We start from the raw sequence: 23,502 nt of genomic DNA on the forward strand, positions 1-23,502 counted from the left end.
GTCCGGCTGTCACAAAGATCTGTCGTAGGAGGCTCTGGGTGAAAGGGCGAGGCGCAGTGGGACAACCCGAGCGCACCCTGGGGAAGCGGACCTTGCGCGTCGCCGCGCTGGCCGTGCTGGTCGCGCTGACCGCGACGGGCTGCTCCGGCGACGAGATCCTCCGGTTCGGCTGGCCGGTCGGTGTCACCGAGCAGGCGAACCAGATGCGGACGCTCTGGACCTGGACCGTGGTCGCGGCGCTGGTCGTCGGCGTCATCGTGTGGGCCCTGATCTTCTGGACCGCGACGTTCCACCGCAAGAAGAAGACGGCAGGCGACGGCGAGCCGGAGGAGCTGCCCCGGCAGTTCCAGTACAACATCCCGCTCGAGCTGTTCACGGTCGTCGTCCCGACGATCATGGTCTGCGTGCTGTTCTTCTTCACCGCGACCACGGAGTCGAAGGTCCTCGACAAGATCCCCAACCCGGACGTCAAGGTCCAGGTCGTGGCCTTCCAGTGGAACTGGGAGTTCAAGTACGAGGACGAGTCCGCCAAGCGGGCGGACGGCCAGCAGGTGAGCACCGTCGGCTCGTCCGGCGAGATCCCGCTGCTCGTGCTCCCGGTCGGCAAGACCATCCAGTACGACCTGGTCTCCACCGACGTCATCCACTCCTTCTGGGTGCCGGAGTTCCACTTCAAGCGGGACGTCATGCCGAACCCGGAGAAGAACAACCAGGACAGCTCCTTCCAGAACAAGATCGACCGCGAGGGCTCCTTCGTCGGCCGGTGCGCGGAGCTGTGCGGCACGTACCACTCGGTGATGAACTTCGAGGTCCGTGCGCTGTCGCCGGACAAGTACGACCAGTACATCGCGCTGCGCAAGCAGACGAACCCGGCGACCGGCCAGGCCTTCACCGCGGCCGAGGCGCTGGCGAAGATGAACTGCGGCGAGCTGTGCACCCCGCACGCGGTCACCACCCAGCCGTTCAACACCGACCGCACGGCGCGGACCGCGTCCAACTGACGCCCGGCGAGACACAGGAGTAGGAAAAGACCATGAAGGTCGAAGCCCGCATCTTCTTCATCGTGGCGATCTTCGCCGTGTTCATGGCGGGGGTCTACTGGCTGTGGACCGCGCTGGCCGCGACCCACGGTGCCGAGCCGGTGGGCATCGTCGCGCTGTTCCTCACCGGCGGTCTGGCGTTCCTGGCCGGCAGCTACATGCAGTTCGTCGCGCGCCGGATCGAGCCGCGTCCGGAGGACCGCGAGGACGCCGAGATCAGCGACGGCGCGGGTGAGCTGGGCTTCTTCAGCCCGGGCAGCTACTGGCCGATCGGCATGGCGGCCACCGCGGCGCTCGCGGCCGTGGCGCTGGCGTTCTTCCACATCTGGCTGCTGGTCATCGCGCTCGTCGCGCTGCTCATCACCATCGGCGGCCTGGTGTTCGAGTACCACACGGGCCCGTCGCACGACTGAGTCACTTTCCGGAACCGGCCGTCACGCTCACCGCGTGGCGGCCGGTTTCGTCTTCAGCCCCGGAACGCCGTCCGGTAGGACGACGGGCTCGTGCCCCGCAGGCGGCTGAACTGGTGCCGCAGCGCCGCCGCGGACGCGTAACCGCACGCCGTCGCGATGTCCTCCACCGACAGGCGGCCCTCCTCCAGCAGGGCCTGGGCGCGGTCCAGCCGCCGCTCGGTCAGCCAGCGGTGCGGTGTGGTGCCCGTGGCCGCCGAGAAGCGGCGCAGGAACGTCCGCTCGCCCAGTCCGCTGCGGCGGGCGAGCTCCGCCACGGTGAACGGCTGGTCCAGCCGCCGCTCCACCCACTCGAGGGCCTCCGCGACCACGGCGTCGTCGCCCGCCGCGGTCGCCGGGACGGGTGCCTGGACGAACTGCGCCTGCCCGCCCGCGCGGTGCGGGGCCGCGACCATCCGGCGGGCCAGCGTCGTGGCCGCCGCGACGCCGCGCAGCCGGCGGACCAGGTGCAGGCACAGGTCGACCGCCGCGACCGTGCCCGCGCTGGTCAGGATCCCGCCGTCGTCGGCGTACAGCGCCTGGGGGTCCACCTCGGCCGCCGGGAAGCGGGCGCGGAACTCCGGCTCGTACACCCAGTGGACGGTGCAGCGGCGGCCGTCCAGGAGGCCCGCGTAGCCCAGGGAGAAGACACCGGCGCAGAAGCCCGCCACCCACGCGCCGCGCCCGGCCGCGTCCCGCAGGACGTCCAGCACCGGCTCGGGCGGCGGTGCCGTGCGGGGCGCGCACGTCGGCACGATCAGCAGGTCCGCCGACGCCGCGAAGTCGAGGTCCCGCAGGCCGGACAGCCCGAAACCGGACCAGCTGGCCACGCCGGAGCCGTCCGGCGAGCAGACGCCGAAATCCCAGCCCTCGATGCCGTCGGCGCTGCGGTCGGTGCCAAACACCTCGCACGCGACGCCCAGTTCGAACGGCGAAACGCGGTCGGCGAGCACCACGGCCACCCGGTTGACGTCCATGCCGGCCAGTGTGTCACAAGTTTTGCGGCCGTTGTCATCTCTGACACTGGTCGATCGCCGCCGGCGCGACGAACCTGGTCGGCATGACGAACTCCGAAACCCGCCCGCTGCTCCAGTGGTCCGCGGCGATGGCCATGTCCGGCACGATCGGTGCCGTCGTCCTCGAGAGCGGCGCGGCCGCTCCGGCCGTGGCCTTCGCCCGCTGCTTCGTCGGCGGCGCGCTCCTCGTGCTCTGGTGCCTTTCCCGCGGCTGGCTGCAGGCGTGGCGGCCGTCCCGTCGCGACCTCGGTCTCGCCGTGCTGGGCGGGTTGTTCCTGGTCGGCAACTGGGTGCTGCTGTTCGCCTCGTACGCGCTGTCGTCGATCTCGGTCAGCACGGTCGTCTACCACACCCAGCCGCTGATCCTGGTCGGCCTGGCGGCGGCCTTCCTCGGCGAGAAGGTCGCCAAGAGCCATCTGGCCCGGGCCGGGATCGCCTTCGGCGGCGTGGCGGTGATCTCGCTGTCCGCGCACGGCGAGGACGGCAAGCCGGTGCAGCTCGCCGGCATCGCGCTGGCCCTCGGCGCGGCGCTCCTCTACGCCGGGGCGTCCTTCGTCGCGAAGCAGCTGAAGCACGTCCGCCCGCACCTGCTGGCCGCCGTGCAGACGACCGTGGGCGCGATCGTCCTGGCCCCCGCGCTGCTGCTGACGCCGCTGCCGTCGACGACGTCGGGGCTGCTCTGGCTGGTCCTGCTGGGCACGGTGCACACGGCCCTGATGTACGTGCTGATCTACGCGAGCATCGGCAAGCTGCCGACGACGACGGTGGCGCTGCTGTCCTACGTCTACCCGGTGGTCGCGGTCCTGGTCGACATCGCGTTCTACGGCCACCGCCCGAGCTGGCTGGAGGGCCTGGGCATGCTCGCAGTCCTGGCGGCCGCACTGGCCCCGCAACGCGGCCGCAAGCCCGCCGCCGCACCGGAGAAGCCGGCCGGCCCGGCAACCCGCCCCGAACCGGCCTGCCGCTCGTGCCCGAGCCCGGATCCCGCGTGACCAGACCCGTCACCCGCGTGATCAGGGACGTGACCCGCGTGATCGGGGCCGGAACTCGCGAGTTCCGGCCCCGATCACGCGAGTTCCGGCTTCAGTCACGCGAGTTGCGGCCCCGGTCACGCGGGAGCGGGTCAGGAGAAGGCGATCCAGCGGTCCAGCAGGGTGGCCGCGGCGCCGGAATCGATCGCCTCGGCCGCCCGCGCCAGGCCGGCGCGCAGGTCGTCCTCCAGGGACTCCGAGAAGCCCGTGAAGGCCGCCAAGGCCGCCGCCGCGTTGATCAGGACCGCATCGCGGACCGGGCCCGGCTTGCCGCCCACCAGCTCGCGGACCACCTGGGCGTTCGCCGCCGCGTCGCCGCCGCGCAGGTCGTCGGCCGTCGCGCGGGGGATGCCGACCGAGGCCGGGTCGAAGCTGCGCTCGGTGACCGTGCCGTCCGCGACCACCCAGACCGTCGACGTCGTGGTCGTGGTGATCTCGTCGAGCCCGTCGTCGCCGCGGACCACCAGGGCGCGGGTGCCGCGGCGGGCGAACGTCTCGGCCAGCACCCGGGTCTTGTCCGGGTACGCGCAGCCGATCAGCGCCGCCCCCGGCTGGGCCGGGTTGGTCAGCGGCCCGAGCAGGTTGAACGTCGTCGGGATGCCGAGCTCGCTGCGCACCGGGCCCGCGTGCCGCAGCGCCGGGTGGAACGCCGAAGCCAGGAAGAACCCGATGCCGACCTCGTCGAGGCTGCGCCGGACGTCCTCCGGCGGCAGCGAGATGGTCACGCCGAGCGCCTCGAGCACGTCCGCCGCGCCGGACTTCGACGACGCGCTGCGGTTGCCGTGCTTGGCCACCGGGGCGCCCGCCGCCGCCGTGACGATCGTCGCCATCGTGGAGATGTTCACCGAGTTCGAGCCGTCGCCGCCGGTGCCGACGATGTCGACCGCCGGGCCGTCCAGCTCGACCCGCCGGGCGTGCGCCAGCATCGTGGCCGCCATGCCCGCGATCTCCTCGGGCGTCTCGCCCTTGGCACGCAGCGCGACCGCGAACCCGGCGATCCGGGCCGGGCTCGCCGCGCCGCTCATGATCTGGTCCATCGCCCACGCCGTGTCCTCCGCCGAGAGGTCGACGCCGGCGACGAGCTGCTTGAGCAGGGGCGGCCAGGTGCGGGGGACCGGGGCGGTCACCGGGCTCAGCCGTTCACGACGGGGACCCGCCGCGCGCGCAGCACGTCGGCGACGGTCTCCGCGGCGGTCAGCGGGTCCAGCGGGTGCACCAGCACGGCGTCCGCCTGCGACCAGGTGGCCAGCCACCGGTCGTCCTTGCGCCGCACGGCGACCACGATCGGGGGGCAGTCGGCGATTTCGCTCTTCAGCTGGCGGCAGAGGCCGATGCCGCCGGTCGGCTGGGCTTCGCCGTCGAGGATGGCCAGGTCGACGTTGCCCTCGTCCACCTCGGACAGCACGTCCGCGATGCCGGCCGCCTCGACGTAGTCCACGCGCGCCAGGTCGGCGGCGGGCCGCCGGCCGACCGCGTTCACGATCGCCTCGCGCACCTCCGCCTTGTGGCTGAACACCAGGACCCGCATCGACCGCTCGCCCATGTTGGACACGCCTCCATCTCGTCACCGCACGTCTCCCTGGATCGTATCGGCCGAGACCGACATCACGCGGTCGGCTCCGGCTGTTGCGCGTCCCAGCCGAGCGCGTCGCCGCCCAATCGTTGCGCGAGACCCGCCATCCGCGACCGTTCCTGGGCGCAGTGCAGGGCGTCGAGCACCTGGACGCGCACGGCGAGCACCCGCGTCAGCTCCCCGTCCGGAGCCTGTTCTCGCAGCTCGTAGCCGTCCTGCGCGAGGATCGACGCCGCGTCTTCGACCCGGTCCGGCGGCAGCAGCAGGTGGTGCCGCAGAACGGCCGGTGCCGTGCTGACCCAGTCGGGTGAAGCGGCGAGGACGGCGGAGTCCGCGACGACCGGGTCGAAGGCCTCGGCGACGATCTTCAGCCCCGGCGCGTCGGCCGTCAGACCGGGCGTTTCCCGCTTCTTGACCAGGTCAAGCAGCCGGTCGAGTAAACCCATGAGTAGCTCTCACCTTCCCGGGCATCCGGTGTGATCGGTTACGCAGACGGCTCGCCGTGGACCCACCCGGCGGAGCGGCGGTGCGAGAGGACATAATGCGACGCGTGACAACGGCAGCTCCCACCATCAGTCAGCGGGTCCACTCGCTGAACCGGCCGAACATGGTCAGTGTCGGCACCATCGTGTGGCTTTCCAGCGAGCTGATGTTCTTCGCCGGACTGTTCGCGATGTTCTTCACCGTCAAGGCGCAGAACTCGTCCGGCCAGTGGCCGCCGCCGCTGCACGGCGAGGAGTTCCACCTCAACGTGGCGTACGCGATCCCGTTCACGGTGATCCTCGTGCTGTCCTCGCTGACCTGCCAGTTCGGCGTGTTCGCGGCCGAGCGCGGCGACGTCTACGGGCTGCGCCGCTGGTACATCATCACGTTGATCATGGGCGCGATCTTCGTCGGCGGCCAGGCCAACGAGTACCACAACCTGGTCGAAGAGGGGATGACGATCCCGTCCGGCCCGTTCGGCACGGTCTTCTACCTCGCCACCGGTTTCCACGGCCTGCACGTCATCGGCGGGCTCATCGCCTTCGTGTACCTGCTCATCCGCACGAAACTGAGCAAGTTCACGCCCGCCCAGGCCACGTCGGCGATCGTCGTGTCCTACTACTGGCACTTCGTCGACATCGTGTGGGTCGGCCTCTTCGGTGTGATCTACCTCCTTCCGTAGGTCCACCCAGCCGCCACCACCTTCACCATCGGCCTGAACTGACAGCAAGGGTTGCCGCAAGATGACCACCAGCACCAAGTCCTCGGAGCGCCGCTACCGCGCGCGGTCGAAGCTGCGGAGGCGGTTCGCCGGCCTGCTCGCGCTCGGCATCGCGCTGGTGGGTGCCGGCGCCCTGTACGCCGTGTTCGCCCCGGAGCCGCAGACCGCGCAGGCCCAGGGCACGCCGGCGCAGCTGCGCCTCGGCGAGCAGGTCTACAACAACACCTGCATCGCCTGCCACGGCGCGAACCTCGAGGGCGTGCAGGACCGCGGGCCGAGCCTGATCGGCATCGGCGACGCCGCGGTGTACTTCCAGACTTCTTCGGGCCGCATGCCCGCCGCGCGCCAGGAGGCGCAGGTCGAGCGGAAGCCGCCGAAGCTGACCGAGGCCGAGATCGACGCGGTCGGCGCCTACATCCAGGCGCACGGCGGCGGCGTCCAGCGTCCGGCCGAGAAGGGCGAGGCCCTGCGCGGCGACGACCCGGCCCGCGGTGGCGAGCTGTTCCGCCTCAACTGCGCTTCGTGCCACAACTTCACCGGCCGCGGCGGCGCGCTGTCGGCGGGCAAGTACGCGCCGAACCTGGACCCGGCCAGCGAAGAGCAGATCTACACGGCCATGCTCACCGGCCCCCAGAACATGCCGAAGTTCTCCGACCGGCAGCTGTCGCCGGAGGAGAAGAAGGACATCGTCGCCTACGTGAAGTCGGTGTCGGACGGCAACAATGACCCGGGTGGTAACGGCCTCGGCGGGGTCGGCCCCGCCTCGGAGGGCGTCATCGCCTTTATCGTCGGGATCGCCGCGCTGATCGGCGTGACGTTGTGGATTGGATCGAAGGCATGAGTGCCGAAGGGCCGAAGCCGCCGACGGAGGCGGAACTGGCTGAGATGGACCGTGACCAGCTGGTCAAGCTGGGCGGGGCGCTCGACGGTGTCGAGATCGTCGAGTACCCGACCCCGTGGCCCGTGGAGGGCACCCGCGCGGAGAAGCGGGCCGAGCGCCTGGTCGCGTTCTGGTTCGGCCTGTCCGCGCTGGCCGGGATCGGGTTCGTCGTTTCGCTGATCTGGTGGCCGTGGCAGTACGAGGCGCCGGACAACGAGAGCGGCCACTTCTGGTACAGCCTGTACACCCCGATGCTGGGGCTCACGCTCGGCCTGGCCATCCTCGGCCTGGGCATCGGCGTGATCCTCTACACGAAGAAGTTCGTGCCCGCCGAGGTCGCGGTGCAGCAGCGCAGCGACGCGGGCGGCGAGGGCTCGTCCGAGGTCGACCGCCAGACGATCCTGGCGCACCTGGCCGACGCCGGGAGCCGCAGCACCATCGCCCGCCGGTCGCTGATCAAGCGCTCGGCGATCGCCGGTGCGGGTGCGCTCGGCCTGGCCGCCGCGGCGCTGCCGGTCGCGTCCTTCATCAAGAACCCGTGGAAGGACAGCGAGTCCCGCGACTCGCTGTGGCACACCGGCTGGCAGCCGAACTTCCCCGGCGAGAAGGTCTACCTGCGCCGGGCCACGGGCAAGCCGGTCGAGGTCGAGCACGGCAAGCAGACCGAGATCTCCCTGGTCAAGGCCGAGGACCTGGACGCAGGCGCGATGGAGACGGTCTTCCCGTTCCGCGAGTCCGAGCGCAACGACGCGGAGGCGCTGGCCAAGGCGCTGACCCGGGTGGACAACCCGGTCATGCTGATCCGCCTGCGCCCGACCGACGCCGCCAAGGTCGTCAAGCGGGCCGGCCAGGAGGACTTCAACTTCGGCGACTACTACGCGTACACGAAGATCTGCAGCCACGTCGGCTGCCCGACCTCCCTGTACGAGCAGCGGACCAACCGCATCCTGTGCCCGTGCCACCAGTCGCAGTTCGACGCACTCCACTACGGCAAGCCGATCTTCGGCCCGGCGACGCGGCCGCTGGCCCAGCTACCGATCACGGTGGACGAAGAGGGATACTTGATCGCGCGAGGCGACTTCATCGAGGCCATCGGTCCGGCCTTTTGGGAGCGTAAGTCATGAGTTCACTCACCACGCCGACCAAGGGGTCGAGCCCGGTCGAGAAGGCGCTGGGCGAGGCCGCGAACAACGCGGACCAGCGCTACCACCTGGCCAAGGGCCTGCGGCACCAGATGAACAAGGTGTTCCCGACCCACTGGTCGTTCCTGCTGGGCGAGATCGCGCTCTACAGCTTCATCATCCTGCTGCTGACCGGGGTCTACCTGACGCTGTTCTTCGACCCCTCGATGCAGGAGGTCGTCTACCACGGCAGCTTCAAGAACATGCAGGGCCTGGAGATGTCCCAGGCGTTCCGCACGACGCTGGACATCTCCTTCGACGTGCGCGGCGGCCTGTTCATGCGCCAGCTGCACCACTGGGCCGCGCTGATCTTCGTCGCGTCCATGGCCGTGCACATGCTGCGCATCTTCTTCACCGGCGCGTTCCGGCGCCCGCGTGAGGCGAACTGGGTGATCGGCGGGCTGCTGCTGATCCTGGGCTGCTTCGAAGGCTTCTTCGGCTACTCGCTGCCGGACGACCTGCTCTCCGGGACCGGTATCCGGGCGACGCTGTCGGGCATCGTGCTGTCGGTGCCGGTGGCCGGGACCTGGATCCACTGGGCGCTGTTCGGCGGGGAGTTCCCGGGCGATCAGATCATCCCGCGGCTGTACACGCTGCACATCCTGCTCATCCCGGGCATCATGCTCGCGCTGGTCGGGGCGCACCTGGCGCTGGTCTGGTACCAGAAGCACACCCAGTTCCCGGGCGTGCGCCGCAAGGAGACCAACGTGGTCGGGGTGCGGATCATGCCGTACTTCGCGCTCAAGGGCGGGGCGTTCTTCACCCTGGTCGTCGGGGTGCTGGCGCTGATGTCGGGGCTGTTCCAGATCAACCCGGTGTGGAACTTCGGCCCGTACAACCCGGCGCAGGTGTCGGCGGGCTCGCAGCCGGACTGGTACATGGCCTGGGCCGACGGCATGCTCCGGATCTGGCCGGCGTGGGAGGTCTACCTCGGGAACTACACGATCCCGGCGGTGTTCTTCCCCGGCGCGGTCGGCATGCCGATCCTGTTCGGCCTGCTGCTGGGCTACCCGTTCATCGAGCGGAAGCTGTCCAAGGACACCGCGCACCACAACCTGCTCCAGCGGCCGCGTGACGCACCGGTCCGCACCGCGCTGGGCGCGATGGCGCTGGGCTTCTTCATGGTCATCGAGCTGTCCGGCTTCAACGACATCATCGCCGACCAGTTCGACATCTCCCTGAACGCGACGACGTGGGCGGGCCGCATCGGCGTGCTGATCGTGCCGCCGCTGGCCTACTACTTCACCTACCGCATCTGCCTCGGCCTGCAGCGGGCCGACCGCGAGGTGCTGGAGCACGGTGTCGAGACGGGCATCATCAAGCGGCTGCCGCACGGTGAGTTCATCGAGATCCACCAGCCGCTGGCCGGAGTGGACAGCCACGGCCACGCGATCCCGCTCGAGTACCAGGGCGCGTCGGTGCCGAAGAAGATGAACAAGCTGGGTTCGGCCGGGCACGCCGTGCCGGGCACGTTCTGGTCGCCGGACCCGGCCGAGGAGACGGCGGCGCTGGAGCGCGCCAACGGCAACGGCCACTCCGGTGGCGAGATCGGCCAGCACGGCCAGCACGGCGAGTTCGACTCCGCCGAGACGGCGTCGGCCGCGAAGCACGACTAGTTCCATCGACGACGAAGGCCACCTCCCGCGGGAGGTGGCCTTCGTCGTTTCTACTGCTTGCCGGCGCTGTCGCGGAGCCGGGTGATGGCCTTCCCGGCCCTGGAGACGCGGGTCTCGGGCTTCTTGGCCTCCGCGACCCACTGGACGTACTCGCGCCGGTGGGAAGGCGGCAGGGCCTCGAACAGGACCGCCGCGTCCGGGGCGGCCGCGAGGGCGTCGGCCAGCTCCGCGGGGAGCTCGCTCAATCCTCGACGCCGATCGAGAAGGCCGATTCGGTGTCGGCGCGGCTGTAGGACCGGAACGCGATGTGCGTGACGGTGTCCAGCACGCCGGGCACCTTCCCGATCTTGCCGGGGATCAGGTCGGCCAGCCCCTCGTGCGTGGACACCTTGACGGTGGCGATGAGGTCGACGTCCCCGGCGCACGAGTAGACCTCGCCGACACCGTCGATGTCGGCGATCGCCTGCGCCGCGTCCGGGATGGCATCCGCCTCTGCCTGGATCAACACGATCGCGGTGATCACCTGGGTCCTCCAAGACTCGTCTGCGGGGTCGCCCGCGATCCTAGCTACGCCACATGGTGGCCCGCCCGGAGCGCGGCTCACGCACCCGGAGGGTCGGCCCGCGTACCCGGATGGTCGGTCGGCGTACCCCAACGGTCGGTCGGCGTACCCGGAGGGTCGGCTGGGTGGCAGGGACGGCCGGCCTCAACCCGACCCTCCGGGTACGCGCTCCGACCTTCCGGGTACGACGGCCGACTCTCCCGGCACGCGGGCCGACCCTCCGGGTACGCAGGCCGACCCTCTGGGTACGCGGGCCGACCTTCCGGGTACGCGGGCCGACTCTCCGGGTACCCGGGCCGACTGTTCCGGGGCTGGGGCTGGGGTCAGTGGATGTGTTCGAGGGAGTGGGCGTCGGCGACCAGGTCGAGCCAGCTCCGCCAGCCCGCGACCGCCGCGGGCTCGGCCCACGGGCGGGTGGTGCGGACCAGCCGGACCCCCGGGCGGGCCAGCCAGCGCAGCAGGACCCCCACCTCCTCCGGCGGGGCTCCGTGCAACGGCCCCGGCTCCGGCAGCACCGTCTCCGCCGACGCCACCAGTGCCTCCACCACCGGCATCGGCGGCACCCCCCGCCGGGCCACGCCCGCCGAGGCGAGGCGGCCGTACCTGATCACCGACAGCTCCCAGCCGCCCGCGCCGTCCGGGGCGGCCGCGATCAGCTCGCCGATCGCCGCCAGCGATGACTGCCGGTGCGCCCGGCCCAACGCCCGGATGAGCCCGGCCAGTTCGTCGCGGTGGCGGGCCGCCTGCTCGTAGTGCCTGCCCTCCGCCAGGCGCTCCAGGTGCGCCGCCGCCGTGTGGAGCGGGGTGCCGTCCCGGCCCGCGATCAGGCCCGACACCGACTCGACCGCCGGGCCGTACGCCTCCACGCTCTGGCGCCCCGCACACGGTGCTCCGCATCGCCCCAGCTCCGCCAGCACGCACGGGGTGCCGTTCGCCGACCTCGGCGAGATCCGCTGGGTGCACGTCCGCAGCCCCGACGCCCCGGCCAGGGTGTCGGCCGTCGTGCGGGCGTCCGCCTGGTTGCGGAACGGGCCCAGCACCCCCGGCCGCGGCAGCCGGACGACCGACAGCCGGGGGAACGCCTCGTCCGTCAGGCCGATCCACCAGCCCTGGTGCCGGTTCTTCGACCGCCGGTTGTACGCCGGCCGGTGCGCCGCGATCAGCCGCAGCTCGCGCACCTCCGCCTCCAGCGCGTGCGCGCACACCACGTGGTCGACGCGCTCGGCCAGCGCGACCATCTCCCGGATCCGGCTGCGGTTCTCCGAACCCGTGAAGTACGTGCGCACCCGCCGCCGCAGGTCCTTCGCCGTGCCGACGTACAGGACCTCGTCCTTCGGCCCCTTGAACAGGTAGACGCCCGGTGCCGACGGCAGGTCCGCCGCCAGGTGCCGCTTCGCCCGCTGGGCGACGGTCACCTCCGGCAGGTACCCCATCAGCTCCTCGAGCGAGTGCACGCCCAGGTTGCCGACCCGCTCCAGCAGGCCGTGCAGGACGTCGACCGTCGCCCGCGCGTCGTCCAGCGCCCGGTGCGTCGGGCGCGTGCGCGCGCCGAACAGCAGCGCCAGCGCCGTCAGGTTGTACCGCCCGACCTCGTCGCGCGGCACCACCCGCCGGGCCAGCCGGACCGTGCACACCACCGTCAGCTTCGGCCAGACGTACCCGTGGCCCTCGCACGCCGCCCGCATGTGCGAGGTGTCGAACCCGGAGTTGTGCGCCACCAGCACCGCACCCCCGACGAACTCGAGGAACGCCGGCAGCACCTCCTCGATCGGCGGCGCGTCGTAGACCATGGCCTGCGTGATCCCGGTCAGTGAGACGATCTGGGGCGGGATCGGCGTGCCCGGGTTCACCAGCGTCGCGAACTCGCCGAGCACCTCGCCCCCGCGCACCTTCACCGCGCCGATCTCGGTGATCCCGGACGGCCCCGGCGGGGCCCCGGTCGTTTCGAGGTCGAAGACGACGAAAGTGGTGTCCCGCAAGGGAGTTCCGAGCTCGTCGAACGCGAGCTGAGCCTGGACCGAACGCATGTGCGGGACTTTAGGGGCGACCACCGACAGTTTCCGCGCGTGGCCGGTCCGTGTGGTGCGCGGGGCGGGATGCGGGGGCGGGGCCTACCCTGGACCAATGCACCCGCAGCCGCTCGTGCCGGAGCCGCCGGAGGACCCCGTGGGTCCCTCGGGCGTCGTGTCGCGCCCCGAGCCGGCCGAGGAGCCCGCTGACCAGGCCGGACACCCCGACCCCGCCACCTGGCCCGCCCTGCCCGAACCGGTCCGCGACCGCATCGCCGAGCTCGCCGCGGCCGCCGTCGCCAAGCTGCCGGCCACCGACGTGCCCCGCCAGCTGCGGCCGGTCGCCAAGTTCGCCCCGGCCAAGCGCGCCAAGCTCGGCGGCGCCGCCCTGCTCGCGGCCCTGGGCGACTCGTCGCAGTTCCGGACCGCGGTCATCGAGTGGCTGCGCGAGCACCGCACCGACGCGCTGGACCCCAACGCCACCGACTCCGTCGCCGCGGCGGCCGCCGCCGTCCTGCTCGGCGAGTCCGGGGCCACCGGGCGCGTCCGGCTGGTCGCCCGCAACGCCGAGGAAAACGCCCTGCGCGCCGAGCGCGACGCCGCGCTGGCCCGCAACCAGCGGCTCGAAGCCGAGCTCGCCCAGGTCCGCGCCGAACTCGCCGAAGCGAAACAGGCCGCCGAAAACGTCCGCGGCGAGCGCGAGGGCGAAGTCGAGAAGCTCCTGAAGCGCCTGCGCGAACAAGGCGTCCAGCTGCGCCAGGCCCGTGACGCGGCCGAAGCGGCAGCCGCCGACGCCGAGCGCGGGTCCTCGGCCCATCACGACGAGATCGCCGCGCTGACCAGCCAGCTGGAGCGCGAACGCCAGCGCGTCGCCGGGGAACGCGCCCGTGCCGAGCGCGCGGTCGCCGACGCCGAGATCGCCCGCCAGTCCGCGCGCGAGGCCCGGCAGGCCGACGAGGTGCGGCTCGCCCTGCTCATCGACACCATCGACGGCGCCGTCACCGGCCTCCGCCGCGAGCTCGCCCTCGGCGCGCGCGGCGCCCGCCCGGCGGACATGGTGCGGGGCGCCAGCTCCGGCACCGGCCAGGGCGGCAAGATCGCCGACGTGTCCACCCTGGACCGCTACCTGGCGCTGCCCAACGTGCACCTGATCGTCGACGGCTACAACGTCACCAAGACCGGCTACCCGGAACTCGCGCTGGCCGACCAGCGCGACCGGCTGATCCACCAGCTCCAGGCCCTCGCCGCGCGCACGTCCGCCGAGGTCACCGTGGTGTTCGACGGGGCGGGCGTGCTGTCGGTGCCCGCCTCGGTGCCGCGCGGGGTGCGGGTGCTCTTCTCCGACCGCGGGGTGCTGGCCGACGACGTCATCCGCAACCTCGTCGCCGCCGAGCCCGCCGGGCGGCCGATGGTCGTCGCGACGTCCGACCGCGCGGTCGCGGACTCGGTGCGGGGCCGCGGCGCCCACCCGACGCCGTCATCGGTGCTGGTCAGCCGCCTGTCGAGGGTCTGACGCCCGAAATTGTCGGTGGTGGCGCCTACCGTTCTCCCCAGTCAGTTCCGACGTGAGGAGGACCACATGGGCGACACCCCCGAGCTGTCCGAAGTGGACGTCTCGCACATCGCCGTATCGGACATCGAGAACCTGGTGGTCGATTGCGACCGCTGCGTCGTGCGCGGCATCTCCTGTCACGACTGCGTGGTGAGCGTGCTGCTCGGCGCGCCACCCGAGGTCGTGTGGGACGCGGACGAGCGGCGGGCGATCGACGCGCTGGCCGAAGCCGGCATGGTGCCGCACCTGAGGCTGGTCGAAGAACAACCGGTCCGGCGCACCGCCTGATTTCCACCGATTCGTGGCGGCGCGCCGAATGGTCGATTGAATCGGTGAACGGTCGGTAGTCGAAAAGCGCTCCGGAGAAACCCCAGCGTGTAACGCCCATCACATGGTGGCTCCCGCCCTGGTCCGATGGTGTTCAGCGGCGTCACTCAGCGTTTTTGGCGGCGAGGTGGTGGACGTGGTGGCGCTCTTTTCGTAACCTGTCCGAGATCTCGTGGCCCCCGGCCGTCTGCGGAGACGGCGACGCGGGATCGCCGCCGGACGCAGCTTTGTCGGGAAGCTGGGAACCGGAACCACCACCGCGTGCTTCACCTGTTGCGGCTCGTGCATGTCCAAAGCGCACGGATCGGGCGCGTGGTGGGTGGGACAGCGGTGAAGAGGAACTCCCCGGCCTCTTCGTGCCCCGGTCCCCGTCGGCGGCCGAGACCGAAGGAGACCCGCGCGACCGTGCAGTCGCATTCCCTCAGGCGCGTGGTTTCAGGTGCCCTCGCCGCGGCCTCGGTGATCACCCTCGTCACCGTGGCGCAGCCGTCGGCCACCGCCGCCCCCGTCCCCGTGCTCCAGACCCCGCCCACCGGCTCCGACGCCCTTGCCAAGTACCGCGACCTCGCGGCACAGGCCGAGAAGCTCAACGAAGACCTGCTTTCGGCCCAGGACGACCTGAAGAAGAAGCAGGCCGAGCTCGACAAGGCCACCGGCGACGTCAACGCGGCGAAGCAGCAAGCCGCCACGGCGTCGGAGAGCCAGAAGAAGTACCAGACCGAGGTCGACAAGTTCGCCGGTGCGTCCTTCACCAGCGGTGTCCAGCTGAACAAGCTGTCGGCGCTGCTGGCGGGCACGTCCACGCAGGACTTCCTCGACCGCTCCTCGGCGCTGGAGATCATCGCGACCGGCAAGAACACCGCGATGGGCAACCTCACCGGCGCCGTCCAGCAGGCCACCGACGCGGCCGCCAAGGCCAGTGACGCCGCGAAGCGCGCTCAGGACGCGCGGGACGCCGCGGCCAAGCTGACCCAGGACATCGAGGCCAAGCAGAAGAACCTGCAGGACCAGATCGACCAGCTCGAGGCGGCCAACAAGAACCTCAGCACGGCGGACAAGGCCGCTCAGAAGGACCGCGGCGGGTCCGCGCCCACCAACATCAAGGCCCCGACCGCGGCCGCACAGGCGGCGGTCGACGCGGCGCTGAGCAAGCTCGGCAGCCCGTACGTGTACGGCGCCACCGGCCCGAACAAGTTCGACTGCTCGGGCCTGACGTCGTGGGCCTACGGCCAGGCCGGCATCACCCTGCCGCGGACCAGCCGCGAGCAGTCCACCTTCGGCGCCGCGGTGCCGCGGGACCAGCTCCAGCCCGGCGACCTGGTGTTCTTCTACTCGCCCGTTTCGCACGTCGGCATGTACATCGGCGACGGCAAGATGGTCCACGCGCCCGACACCGGTGACGTCGTGAAGATCTCGCCGCTGCAGAGCCAGTACTCGGGAGCGCGCCGCCCGACGGCGTAGCCCCACCGGTCGGAGGGGCGGTACCGCACACGCGGTACCGCCCCTTCGCCGTTAGCCTCTGGGGCGTGCTCAAGACCCTGCTGGTGACCAACGACTTCCCGCCTCGGCCCGGGGGGATCCAGAACTACCTGAACTCCCTCGCCACCCGGCTGCCGTCGGACGACCTGGTCGTCTACGCGCCTGCGTGGGAGTCGCGGACGGGGTCGCACGAGCAGTTCGACGCCGCAGCGCCGTTCGAGGTCGTCCGGCACCCGACGTCGCTGATGCTGCCGACGCCGGACGTGCTCCGCCGGGCGAAGCAGATCATGCGGGCGCGGGACTGCGAAGCCGTCTGGTTCGGGGCGGCGGCGCCGCTGGCCCTGCTCGGGCACCCGCTGCGCCGGGCCGGGGCGCGCCGCGTCGTCGCCTCGACGCACGGCCACGAGGTCGGCTGGTCGATGCTGCCGGCTTCGCGGCAGGCGCTGCGGCGCATCGGCGACACCACGACGTCGTCACCTACGTCAGCCGGTACACCCGCGCCCGCTTCGCCGCGGCGTTCGGGCCGATGGCGGGGCTGGAGCTGCTGCCGTCCGGGGTCGACACCGCGGTGTACCGGCCGGACTCGGCCGGGCGGGCGGAGATCCGCGCCCGGCACGGCCTCGGCGACCGGCCGACCGTCGTCTGCGTGTCCCGGCTGGTCCCGCGCAAGGGCCAGGACCAGCTGATCCGCGCGCTGCCCGCGATCCGCGAGCGCGTGCCGGACGCGGCCCTGCTGATCGTCGGCGGCGGCCCGTACCGGAAGAAGCTCACCGAGCTGGTCACCGGGCTGGGCCTGGACCGCGACGTCGTGCTCACCGGTTCGGTGCCGTGGGCCGAGCTCCCCGCGCACTACGCGGCGGGCGACGTCTTCGCGATGCCCGCGCGCACCCGTGGCAAGGGCCTCGACGTCGAGGGGCTCGGCATCGTCTACCTGGAGGCCTCGGCGACCGGGCTGCCGGTGGTGGCGGGCAACTCCGGCGGGGCACCGGAGGCGGTGCTCGACGAGGTCACCGGGCACGTGGTCGACGGCCGGGACGTGACCCAGCTCGCCGAGACGCTGGCCAGCCTGCTGGCCGACCCGGTGCGCGCCCGCCGGATGGGCCAGGCCGGCCGGGAGTGGGTGACGGCGAACTGGCGCTGGGACGTGATGGCGCAGCGGCTGTCCGGCCTGCTGGACGGCGATCCGGTGGCCGTCGTCCGCTAGGTGTGGAGCTTCGGCGGGAGTCCGGGCGAGCCGGCGCCGTCGCTCCTCTACTCGGGACCGCGTCCCCCCCGGCACCACGACTAGGGCGTGTAGAGCGCCGGGTGCCGCGGGTCGTCGACGCGCACGACGACGTCGGCGAGCGAGCTCGGGTCCGCCTCCTCCTCGTAGCGCTCGTAGGCTGGGATCGCCCAGGTGTCCGGCACGCGGCGGCGCAGGGCGGCGGGGGAGAGCCACAGGTGCACGGCCAGGTCGAAGGCCAGCCCGGCGCCCAGCAGCAGCTCGCCGTCGAGGAGCACGACCGCGCCTTCGGGCAGCGGCACCCGCTCCGCGCGGGTCGCGCGGTCGCGGCCGGCGTCCCACAGGGACGGCAGGACCTCGCCCGATCCCTTGAGCGGCTCCAGGACTTCGCGGCGGAGGGCGCCGAGGTCGAGCCAGTCGGTGTAGCGGGCGTCGGGGTTCGTGCGGCCGTGTTCGAAGCGCAGGGACGCGGGGCGCAGGAAGTCGCCCGCCGACACGCGCAGGGTCGCGCGGCCGCGCAGGCGCAGCGGATCGACCAGGGCGTCGGCCAGTTCCGCGGTGGCGGTCGCGCCCGCCGCGCCGTCGACGGCCACCGCGAGCCGCGGCCCGGTGAGCGCGTCGATGCGGTCGGTGAGCTCCTCGGCGAGGACAGCGGGGGAGATCGGGCGGTAGCGCACGGGTTCCCATCCTCCACCCGGGCCACCCGCCGGTTTTGTCGTACCCCTTTGCGAGGATGCGCGCATGACTTCTTCAACGGGGAAGACGGCCGACGCCGGGTGGAACATCGGCGTTTCCCGGACCCTGCCGTACCCCGCCGGCGCGGTGTGGGACTTCCTGGTCAGCCGCGAGGGCGTGGCGATCTGGCTCGGTCCCGGTGTCGAGCTGCCGAAGGAAACGGGCGCGGAGTACGAAACGGCGAACGGCACGGTGGGCGAGATCCGCAGCTTCGTCGACGGCGACCGGGTGCGGCTCACCTGGCGGCCGAGCGACTGGGACCACGACTCGACCGTGCAGGTGCGGCTGAGCGGCTCGGGGGCGAAGACGACGCTGCGGTTCCACCAGGAATGGCTTGCGGGCGCGGAAGAACGCGAGGAACAGCGGGCATACTGGCAGGACGTGACCGAACGCGTCGTGACGGCACTCGCCGAGCGCTGACGCCGTGAGTGCTGGGGGCCGGAGATGACGACCGACGAAATCCTCGAGGTGAAGGACGACTTCGCCCAGGACGCGCACTTGTTCTCGGAAATGCTGCGCGGCGGCGGCCCGGTGCGCCGGGTGCGGCTGCCACCGCGTGGGCTGCCGGCCTACGTGGTGACCGGGTTCGCCGAGGCGCGGGCGCTGCTGTCGGATCCGCGGCTGCAGAAGAACAGCCAGGGCATCCGGGAGCTGTTCGAGGCGAAGCTGCCGCCGGAGTCCCTGCAGAACGGCCTGGGCCAGGACCTGAGCTGGCACATGCTCAACTCCGACCCGCCGGACCACACGCGGCTGCGGAAGCTGGTGAACAAGGCGTTCACCGCGCGGACCGTGGCCCGGCTGCGGCCGCGGGTGCAGGAGATCACCGACGAGCTGCTCGACGGGCTGGCCGGGCAGGAGCGGGCCGACCTGGTGACCTCGTTCGCCGCTCCGCTGCCGATCACGGTGATCTGCGAGCTGCTCGGCGTGCGCGAGGAGGACCGCGCGGAGTTCTCGGGCTGGTCCAAGACGTTGCTGAGCGCGGCGAGGAGCCCGGAGCAGATGCAGGCGGCGGCGGCGAGCATGTTCGCGTACCTGACGGACCTGATCGCCCAGAAGCGCGCCGAGCCGGCCGAGGACCTGCTCTCCGATCTGGTGCACGCCAGTGACGACGGCGATTCGCTGTCCGAGCCCGAGCTGGTGTCGATGGCGTTCCTGCTGCTGGTGGCCGGCCACGAGACGACGGTCAACCTGATCGCCAACGGCGTGCTGGCGCTGCTGCGCGAGCCGGAGCAGCTGGCCCGGCTGCGCGCGGAGCCGGCGCTGCTGCCGGGCGCGGTGGAGGAGTTCCTCCGCTTCGACGGCCCGATCCACCTGGCCACGCTGCGGTTCACCGCGGAGCCGGTGGAGGTGTCCGGGGTGACCATCCCGGCGGGCGAGTTCGTGCTGGTCTCGCTCCTGGGCGCGAACCGGGACGCGGAGCGGTACCCGGAGCCGGACAAGCTGGACGTCACCCGCGCGGCGGGCGGCCACCTGGCCTTCGGCCACGGCATCCACTACTGCGTGGGGGCGCCGCTGGCCCGGCTCGAGGCGGAGATCGCGATCGGCGGGCTGCTGGAGCGGTTCCCCGACCTGGCCTTGGCCGCGCAGCCGGAGGAGCTGGTGTACCGGACCAGCTCGCTGGTCCACGGGTTGGAGGCGCTGCCGGTCCGGTTGTGAGGCCGGGCCGTGTCGTGGGCCACCCTCAACGGAGGCGCTTCGCACCACTGTTTATCCGCCTTCCTCCCCGCCACCACCCTCAACGGAGGCGCTTCGCGCCACTGTTTTAATTCGAGGATGGACTCCGCCGACCTGCTCGCCCTCGACGCCCGGCACGTCTGGCACCCCTACGCGCCCATGCCCGCGAAGGTGCCGTCGTTGCTGGTCACCGAAGCGAGCGGCGTCCGGCTGACGCTGGCCGACGGGCGGGAGCTCGTCGACGGGATGTCCTCGTGGTGGTCCGCCGTCCACGGTTACCGGCACCCCGTGCTCGACGCCGCCCTGGCCGCGCAGGCCGGGCGGATGAGCCACGTCATGTTCGGCGGCCTGACCCACGAACCGGCCATCACCCTGGCCAAGACCCTGGTCGACGTCAGTCCCGAGGGGCTGGAGCACGTCTTCCTCTGCGACTCCGGCTCGGTCTCCGTCGAGGTCGCCGTCAAGATGTGCCTGCAGTACCAGCGTTCCCGCGGGCGCACCGGGAAGCACAAGCTGCTCACCTGGCGCGGCGGCTACCACGGCGACACCTTCACCCCGATGAGCGTCTGCGACCCCGAAGGCGGCATGCACGCGCTGTGGCGCGGTGTCCTGCCCGAACAGGTCTTCGTGCCCGCGCCACCGTCCGGATTCGACACCCCGCCCGATCCGTCCTATGTGGACGTCCTGGCCGCCGGGATCGAGCGGCACCGGGACGAGCTCGCCGCCGTCATCGTCGAGCCCGTCGTGCAGGGCGCCGGGGGCATGCGGTTCCACCACCCCGGCTACCTGCGTGCCCTGCGGGAACTCACCGAGGCCCACGACGTCCTCCTCGTCTTCGACGAGATCGCCACCGGGTTCGGCCGCACCGGCGCCCTGTTCGCCGCCGAGCACGCCGGCGTCACCCCGGACGTCATGTGCGTCGGCAAGGCCCTCACCGGCGGCTACCTCAGCCTGGCCGCCGCGCTGTGCACCCCGGAGGTCGCCGCCGGGATCGCGCAGGGCGAGCTGCCGGTTCTCGCGCACGGCCCCACCTTCATGGGCAACCCGCTCGCGTCCGCCGTCGCCAACGCCTCCCTCGGCCTGCTCGCCGACGGCAGCTGGCGCAGCGACGTCGCCCGGATCGAGAAGGCCCTCCTCGACGGCCTGGCCCCCGCCCGCGACCTGCCCTCGGTCGTCGACGTGCGGGTGCTGGGCGGGATCGGCGTGCTGCAGCTCGACCACCCCGTCGACATGGCGACCGCCACGGACGTCGTCACCGCGCAGGGGGCCTGGCTGCGGCCGTTCCGGGACCTCGTCTACGCCATGCCGCCCTACGTTTCGACGGCCGACGACCTCGCCGTGATCACCCGCGCGATGCTCGCGGTCGCCGAAAAGGCGTGATTTCAGCACATCGGGTGTGACCACCGGCACACCGAGACCCGAAGTTCCCTCATCGTCGCACTGCGTGGCAGTGCCTGGTCGAAACCACGCGAACGGTCGAGGCGGTAAGTGTGAAGGAGCCGGGAAACCCGGTCCGCCCTGTACCCGGACGAACGCGAGAAATGCTTGCGTAGCGGACTTTTCGCCCGGTTTCGGCGATCCTGCCCCCATGATCGAGATCGTTCGTGGCGAGCACGACACCGGACCCCCCAAGCCCTCCGAGCACCTGGAGAACCTCAAGCACGACTTCCTCGCGTCGATCGTCGTCTTCCTCGTCGCCGTCCCCCTGTCCCTCGGCGTGGCCTTCGCCGCCGGGGCGCCGCTGCTGTCCGGCCTGATCTCCGCCGTCGTCGGCGGGCTGGTCGCGAGCCTCCTCGGCGGATCGCCGCTGCAGGTCAGCGGTCCGTCCGCCGCCCTCACCGTGGTGCTGGCCGACACGATCGCCACCCACGGCTGGCCCGTCACGTGCGCGATCACCGTCGCCGCGGGCCTGCTCCAGATCCTCTTCGGCCTGACGCGGCTGGCCCGCGCCGCGCTCGCCGTGTCGCCCGCCATCGTGCACGGGCTGCTCGCCGGCATCGGCGTCACGCTCGTGCTCGGCCAGCTGCACGTCGTCCTCGGCGGTTCGGCGCGGGGTTCCGCGCTGGCCAACGTCCTGGCGCTGCCGAAGCAGATCGCCGCGCACCACGACCAGGCCGTGCTGATCGGCGTCGTCACCCTCGGCGTCCTGCTGGCCTGGCCGCGGCTGCCGCAGGCCGTCCGCCGCGTGCCCGCGCCGCTGGCCGCCGTCGCGCTGGCGACCGGCCTGTCCCTCGTGGCCGGGATGAGCCTGCCCCGCGTGGACCTCCCGGCCGGGCTGCCCGCACTGCACGTCGTGCCGCGGCTGCCGGACGGCGGCTGGGGCAGCTTCGCCACCGCCGCGCTCACCATCGCGCTCATCGCCGGCCTGGAGAGCCTGCTGTCCGCCGTGTCGGTGGACAAGCTCCGCGGCGGACGGCGCACCGACCTCGACCGCGAGCTGATCGGGCAGGGCGCGGCGAACGTCGCCGCCGGCGCGCTCGGCGGGTTCCCGGTCACCGGCGTCATCGTGCGCAGCATGACCAACTACGAGGCGGGCGCGCGCACCCGGACGTCGGCGATCCTGCACTGCGTCTGGATCCTCGCCGCGTGCCTGCTGCTCACCGGCGTGCTGCGGCTGATCCCGCTGGCGGCGCTGGCCGCGTTGCTGGTGTACGTCGGCACGAAGCTGGTGAACCTCAACGGGCTCAAGGAGGTCCGCCGGCACGGCGACCTGCCGGTCTACGTCGTCACGCTGGCCGGCGCGGTGGCGGTCAACCTGCTCACCGGGGTCGCGGCGGGGATCCTGCTGGCGCTGGCGCTGATGCTGCGGCGGATGATCTTCTCCGGCATCCACGTCGAACAGGACGGCGACCGCCACCGCGTCGTCATCGAAGGGGCGCTGACGTTCCTGTCCGTGCCGCGGCTGACCCGCGTGCTCGCCGGGGTGCCGCCGCACGCCGAGGTCACCCTCGAACTGCTTGTCGACTACCTCGACCACGCCGCGTTCGACTGCCTGCGCGGCTGGCAGCAGGCGCACGCCGGCCCGGTCACCGTCGACGAGATCGGGCACCCGTGGTTCGGACGCGGCCGGGCGGGGGAGCCGACCGTGCGCCGCAGCGTCGCCGCGCGGGTCGTGCCGCGGTGGCTCGCGCCGTGGTCGCAGTGGCAGGCCGAGCACGTCGTGCTGCCCGCCCAGCGCACGGCCAGCTCGCTGCTGTGCCGCGGCGCTTCGGAGTTCCAGCGCCGCACCGCGCCGCTGCTGCGCGAGACCTGGGACGGCCTGGCGCACGGCCAGCAGCCGCACACGCTGTTCATCACCTGCGGCGACGCGCGGATCGTGCCGAACCTCATCACCACCAGCGGGCCGGGTGACCTGTTCACCGTGCGGAACATCGGGAACCTGGTGCCGCCGTCCGACGGCACCGACTCGTCGGTCGGCGCGGCGATCGAGTACGCCGTCGGGGTACTCGGAGTCGCCGAAATCGTGGTGTGCGGGCACTCCTCCTGCGGCGCGATGAAGGCGTTGCTCGGCCAGGCCCCGGCCGGGCTCGACCAGCTCGGCAGCTGGCTGCGCCACGGCCAGGCGACGCTCCGGCGCCGCAGCCGCGAGGCCCCGCTGCTGCTCGACGGCGAGCGCCCGGCCGCCGAGGCCGACCAGCTGGCGCTGCAGAACGTCGTGCAGCAGCTGGAAACCCTGCGCGGCTACCCGGTGGTCGCGGCGGCCCTGGAGCGGGGCGCGCTGCGGCTCACCGGGATGTACTTCGACGTCGGCGCGGCCCAGGTGTCCCTTTTGGACGATGCGGCGCGCGGGTTCGTCCCCGCGGGTGCGCTGGAGCACTGATCCGCCCGAAGGCCGCTTCCGGGTCCCCGGAAGCGGCCTTCGCCGTGTCCGGCGCCGGAAACCCTTGTACAGGCACGGTTTTATCTGTCATGCGAGAGGTGGATGTGCGTTACCGTCGCGTTAACGCGATGT

At 72.0% G+C, this 23,502-nt stretch carries 22 protein-coding genes and 1 pseudogene; 15 read left to right on the forward strand and 8 right to left on the reverse strand.

Translation table 11 applies throughout. The annotated features are described in order from the left end of the window. The first annotated feature begins 56 nt into the window (after nt 1-56). Nucleotides 57-1,001 carry a cytochrome c oxidase subunit II gene (coxB, locus tag HUT10_RS38840; protein WP_217709680.1) on the forward strand — a complete coding sequence of 315 codons (945 nt, stop codon included), beginning with the start codon at nt 57-59 and terminating at the stop codon, nt 999-1,001. 32 nt (nt 1,002-1,033) lie between these two features. Beyond that, on the forward strand, nt 1,034-1,453 hold the full coding sequence (locus HUT10_RS38845; RefSeq protein ID WP_176175741.1) for a cytochrome c oxidase subunit 4: 420 nt from the start codon (nt 1,034-1,036) through the stop codon (nt 1,451-1,453). A gap of 53 nt (nt 1,454-1,506) precedes the next feature. Here HUT10_RS38845 and HUT10_RS38850 read toward each other — a convergent pair whose 3' ends face one another. Further along, nucleotides 1,507-2,466, reverse strand: a complete 960-nt coding sequence (locus HUT10_RS38850) for a GlxA family transcriptional regulator (protein WP_176175742.1) — start codon at nt 2,464-2,466, stop codon at nt 1,507-1,509. A gap of 83 nt (nt 2,467-2,549) precedes the next feature. On the opposite strand from HUT10_RS38850, the gene HUT10_RS38855 reads away from it, so the two are divergent. Continuing rightward, a complete protein-coding gene (locus HUT10_RS38855; RefSeq protein ID WP_176175743.1) occupies nt 2,550-3,497 on the forward strand; it encodes a DMT family transporter in 948 nt (315 codons plus the stop codon). A gap of 131 nt (nt 3,498-3,628) precedes the next feature. Here the strand turns inward: HUT10_RS38855 and trpD are convergent, their stop codons facing one another. The 3 genes from trpD to HUT10_RS38870 all read right to left on the reverse strand — a co-directional run bounded on the left by trpD (nt 3,629) and on the right by HUT10_RS38870 (nt 5,555). Beyond that, nucleotides 3,629-4,663, reverse strand: a complete 1,035-nt coding sequence (gene trpD / locus HUT10_RS38860; RefSeq protein ID WP_176175744.1) for an anthranilate phosphoribosyltransferase — start codon at nt 4,661-4,663, stop codon at nt 3,629-3,631. A gap of 5 nt (nt 4,664-4,668) precedes the next feature. Further along, on the reverse strand, nt 4,669-5,079 hold the full coding sequence (locus tag HUT10_RS38865) for a hypothetical protein (protein ID WP_176178251.1): 411 nt from the start codon (nt 5,077-5,079) through the stop codon (nt 4,669-4,671). 62 nt (nt 5,080-5,141) lie between these two features. After that, complete coding sequence (locus HUT10_RS38870; RefSeq protein WP_176175745.1) at nt 5,142-5,555, reverse strand: hypothetical protein; 414 nt, start codon at nt 5,553-5,555, stop codon at nt 5,142-5,144. A gap of 95 nt (nt 5,556-5,650) precedes the next feature. Between HUT10_RS38870 and HUT10_RS38875 the strand changes: the two genes are divergently transcribed. The 4 genes from HUT10_RS38875 (at nt 5,651) to HUT10_RS38890 (ending at nt 9,990) form a co-directional block, all read left to right on the forward strand. After that, nucleotides 5,651-6,274 (forward strand): heme-copper oxidase subunit III, encoded by a 624-nt coding sequence (locus HUT10_RS38875; protein ID WP_086681061.1) that lies wholly within the window; start codon nt 5,651-5,653, stop codon nt 6,272-6,274. Nucleotides 6,275-6,335: 61 nt separating this feature from the next. Continuing rightward, a complete protein-coding gene (locus tag HUT10_RS38880) occupies nt 6,336-7,154 on the forward strand; it encodes a c-type cytochrome (protein WP_176175746.1) in 819 nt (272 codons plus the stop codon). Beyond that, nucleotides 7,151-8,317 (forward strand): ubiquinol-cytochrome c reductase iron-sulfur subunit, encoded by a 1,167-nt coding sequence (locus HUT10_RS38885; protein ID WP_176175747.1) that lies wholly within the window; start codon nt 7,151-7,153, stop codon nt 8,315-8,317. Before HUT10_RS38880 ends, HUT10_RS38885 begins: the two co-directional genes overlap by 4 nt. Next, nucleotides 8,314-9,990: a cytochrome bc complex cytochrome b subunit gene (locus HUT10_RS38890; protein ID WP_176175748.1), complete on the forward strand. Its 1,677-nt coding sequence runs from the start codon at nt 8,314-8,316 to the stop codon at nt 9,988-9,990. Before HUT10_RS38885 ends, HUT10_RS38890 begins: the two co-directional genes overlap by 4 nt. A gap of 50 nt (nt 9,991-10,040) precedes the next feature. On the opposite strand, the gene HUT10_RS38895 is transcribed toward HUT10_RS38890, so the two are convergent. The 3 genes from HUT10_RS38895 to HUT10_RS38905 all read right to left on the reverse strand — a co-directional run bounded on the left by HUT10_RS38895 (nt 10,041) and on the right by HUT10_RS38905 (nt 12,579). Then, nucleotides 10,041-10,235 (reverse strand): YdeI/OmpD-associated family protein, encoded by a 195-nt coding sequence (locus HUT10_RS38895; protein ID WP_176175749.1) that lies wholly within the window; start codon nt 10,233-10,235, stop codon nt 10,041-10,043. Continuing rightward, nucleotides 10,232-10,513 (reverse strand): Lrp/AsnC family transcriptional regulator, encoded by a 282-nt coding sequence (locus tag HUT10_RS38900; RefSeq protein ID WP_176175750.1) that lies wholly within the window; start codon nt 10,511-10,513, stop codon nt 10,232-10,234. The genes HUT10_RS38895 and HUT10_RS38900 overlap by 4 nt, the downstream gene beginning before the upstream one ends. Nucleotides 10,514-10,875: 362 nt before the next feature. Then, entirely contained in the window at nt 10,876-12,579 is a 1,704-nt protein-coding gene (locus tag HUT10_RS38905) for a DEDD exonuclease domain-containing protein (RefSeq protein WP_176175751.1), read from the reverse strand. A gap of 97 nt (nt 12,580-12,676) precedes the next feature. On the opposite strand from HUT10_RS38905, the gene HUT10_RS38910 reads away from it, so the two are divergent. The 4 genes and pseudogenes from HUT10_RS38910 to HUT10_RS38925 all read left to right on the forward strand — a co-directional run bounded on the left by HUT10_RS38910 (nt 12,677) and on the right by HUT10_RS38925 (nt 17,123). Continuing rightward, nucleotides 12,677-14,074 carry an NYN domain-containing protein gene (locus tag HUT10_RS38910; RefSeq protein WP_176175752.1) on the forward strand — a complete coding sequence of 466 codons (1,398 nt, stop codon included), beginning with the start codon at nt 12,677-12,679 and terminating at the stop codon, nt 14,072-14,074. Between the two features lie 66 nt (nt 14,075-14,140). Then, the gene (locus HUT10_RS38915; protein WP_176175753.1) at nt 14,141-14,401 is read left to right on the forward strand and encodes a hypothetical protein; all 261 of its coding nucleotides are present in this window, start codon (nt 14,141-14,143) and stop codon (nt 14,399-14,401) included. A gap of 444 nt (nt 14,402-14,845) precedes the next feature. Next, nucleotides 14,846-15,901 carry a C40 family peptidase gene (locus HUT10_RS38920; RefSeq protein ID WP_176175754.1) on the forward strand — a complete coding sequence of 352 codons (1,056 nt, stop codon included), beginning with the start codon at nt 14,846-14,848 and terminating at the stop codon, nt 15,899-15,901. 65 nt (nt 15,902-15,966) lie between these two features. Next, nucleotides 15,967-17,123, forward strand: a pseudogene (locus HUT10_RS38925) (glycosyltransferase family 4 protein). 80 nt (nt 17,124-17,203) lie between these two features. On the opposite strand, the gene HUT10_RS38930 reads toward HUT10_RS38925, so the two are convergent. Then, nucleotides 17,204-17,818 (reverse strand): uridine kinase, encoded by a 615-nt coding sequence (locus HUT10_RS38930; RefSeq protein WP_176175755.1) that lies wholly within the window; start codon nt 17,816-17,818, stop codon nt 17,204-17,206. 64 nt (nt 17,819-17,882) lie between these two features. Between HUT10_RS38930 and HUT10_RS38935 the strand changes: the two genes are divergently transcribed. The 4 genes from HUT10_RS38935 to HUT10_RS38950 all read left to right on the forward strand — a co-directional run bounded on the left by HUT10_RS38935 (nt 17,883) and on the right by HUT10_RS38950 (nt 23,370). Then, nucleotides 17,883-18,296, forward strand: a complete 414-nt coding sequence (locus tag HUT10_RS38935) for an SRPBCC domain-containing protein (RefSeq protein WP_176175756.1) — start codon at nt 17,883-17,885, stop codon at nt 18,294-18,296. A 24-nt stretch (nt 18,297-18,320) separates the two neighbouring features. After that, the gene (locus tag HUT10_RS38940) at nt 18,321-19,532 is read left to right on the forward strand and encodes a cytochrome P450 (RefSeq protein WP_176175757.1); all 1,212 of its coding nucleotides are present in this window, start codon (nt 18,321-18,323) and stop codon (nt 19,530-19,532) included. 117 nt (nt 19,533-19,649) lie between these two features. Then, nucleotides 19,650-20,930, forward strand: coding sequence for an adenosylmethionine--8-amino-7-oxononanoate transaminase (locus HUT10_RS38945; protein ID WP_176175758.1), 1,281 nt, complete (start codon nt 19,650-19,652; stop codon nt 20,928-20,930). Nucleotides 20,931-21,138: 208 nt separating this feature from the next. Continuing rightward, nucleotides 21,139-23,370 (forward strand): bifunctional SulP family inorganic anion transporter/carbonic anhydrase, encoded by a 2,232-nt coding sequence (locus HUT10_RS38950; RefSeq protein WP_176175759.1) that lies wholly within the window; start codon nt 21,139-21,141, stop codon nt 23,368-23,370. Nucleotides 23,371-23,502 lie beyond the last annotated feature (132 nt).

Origin of the sequence: Amycolatopsis sp. Hca4 (genome assembly GCF_013364075.1) — a bacterium.
Lineage (GTDB): Bacteria > Actinomycetota > Actinomycetes > Mycobacteriales > Pseudonocardiaceae > Amycolatopsis.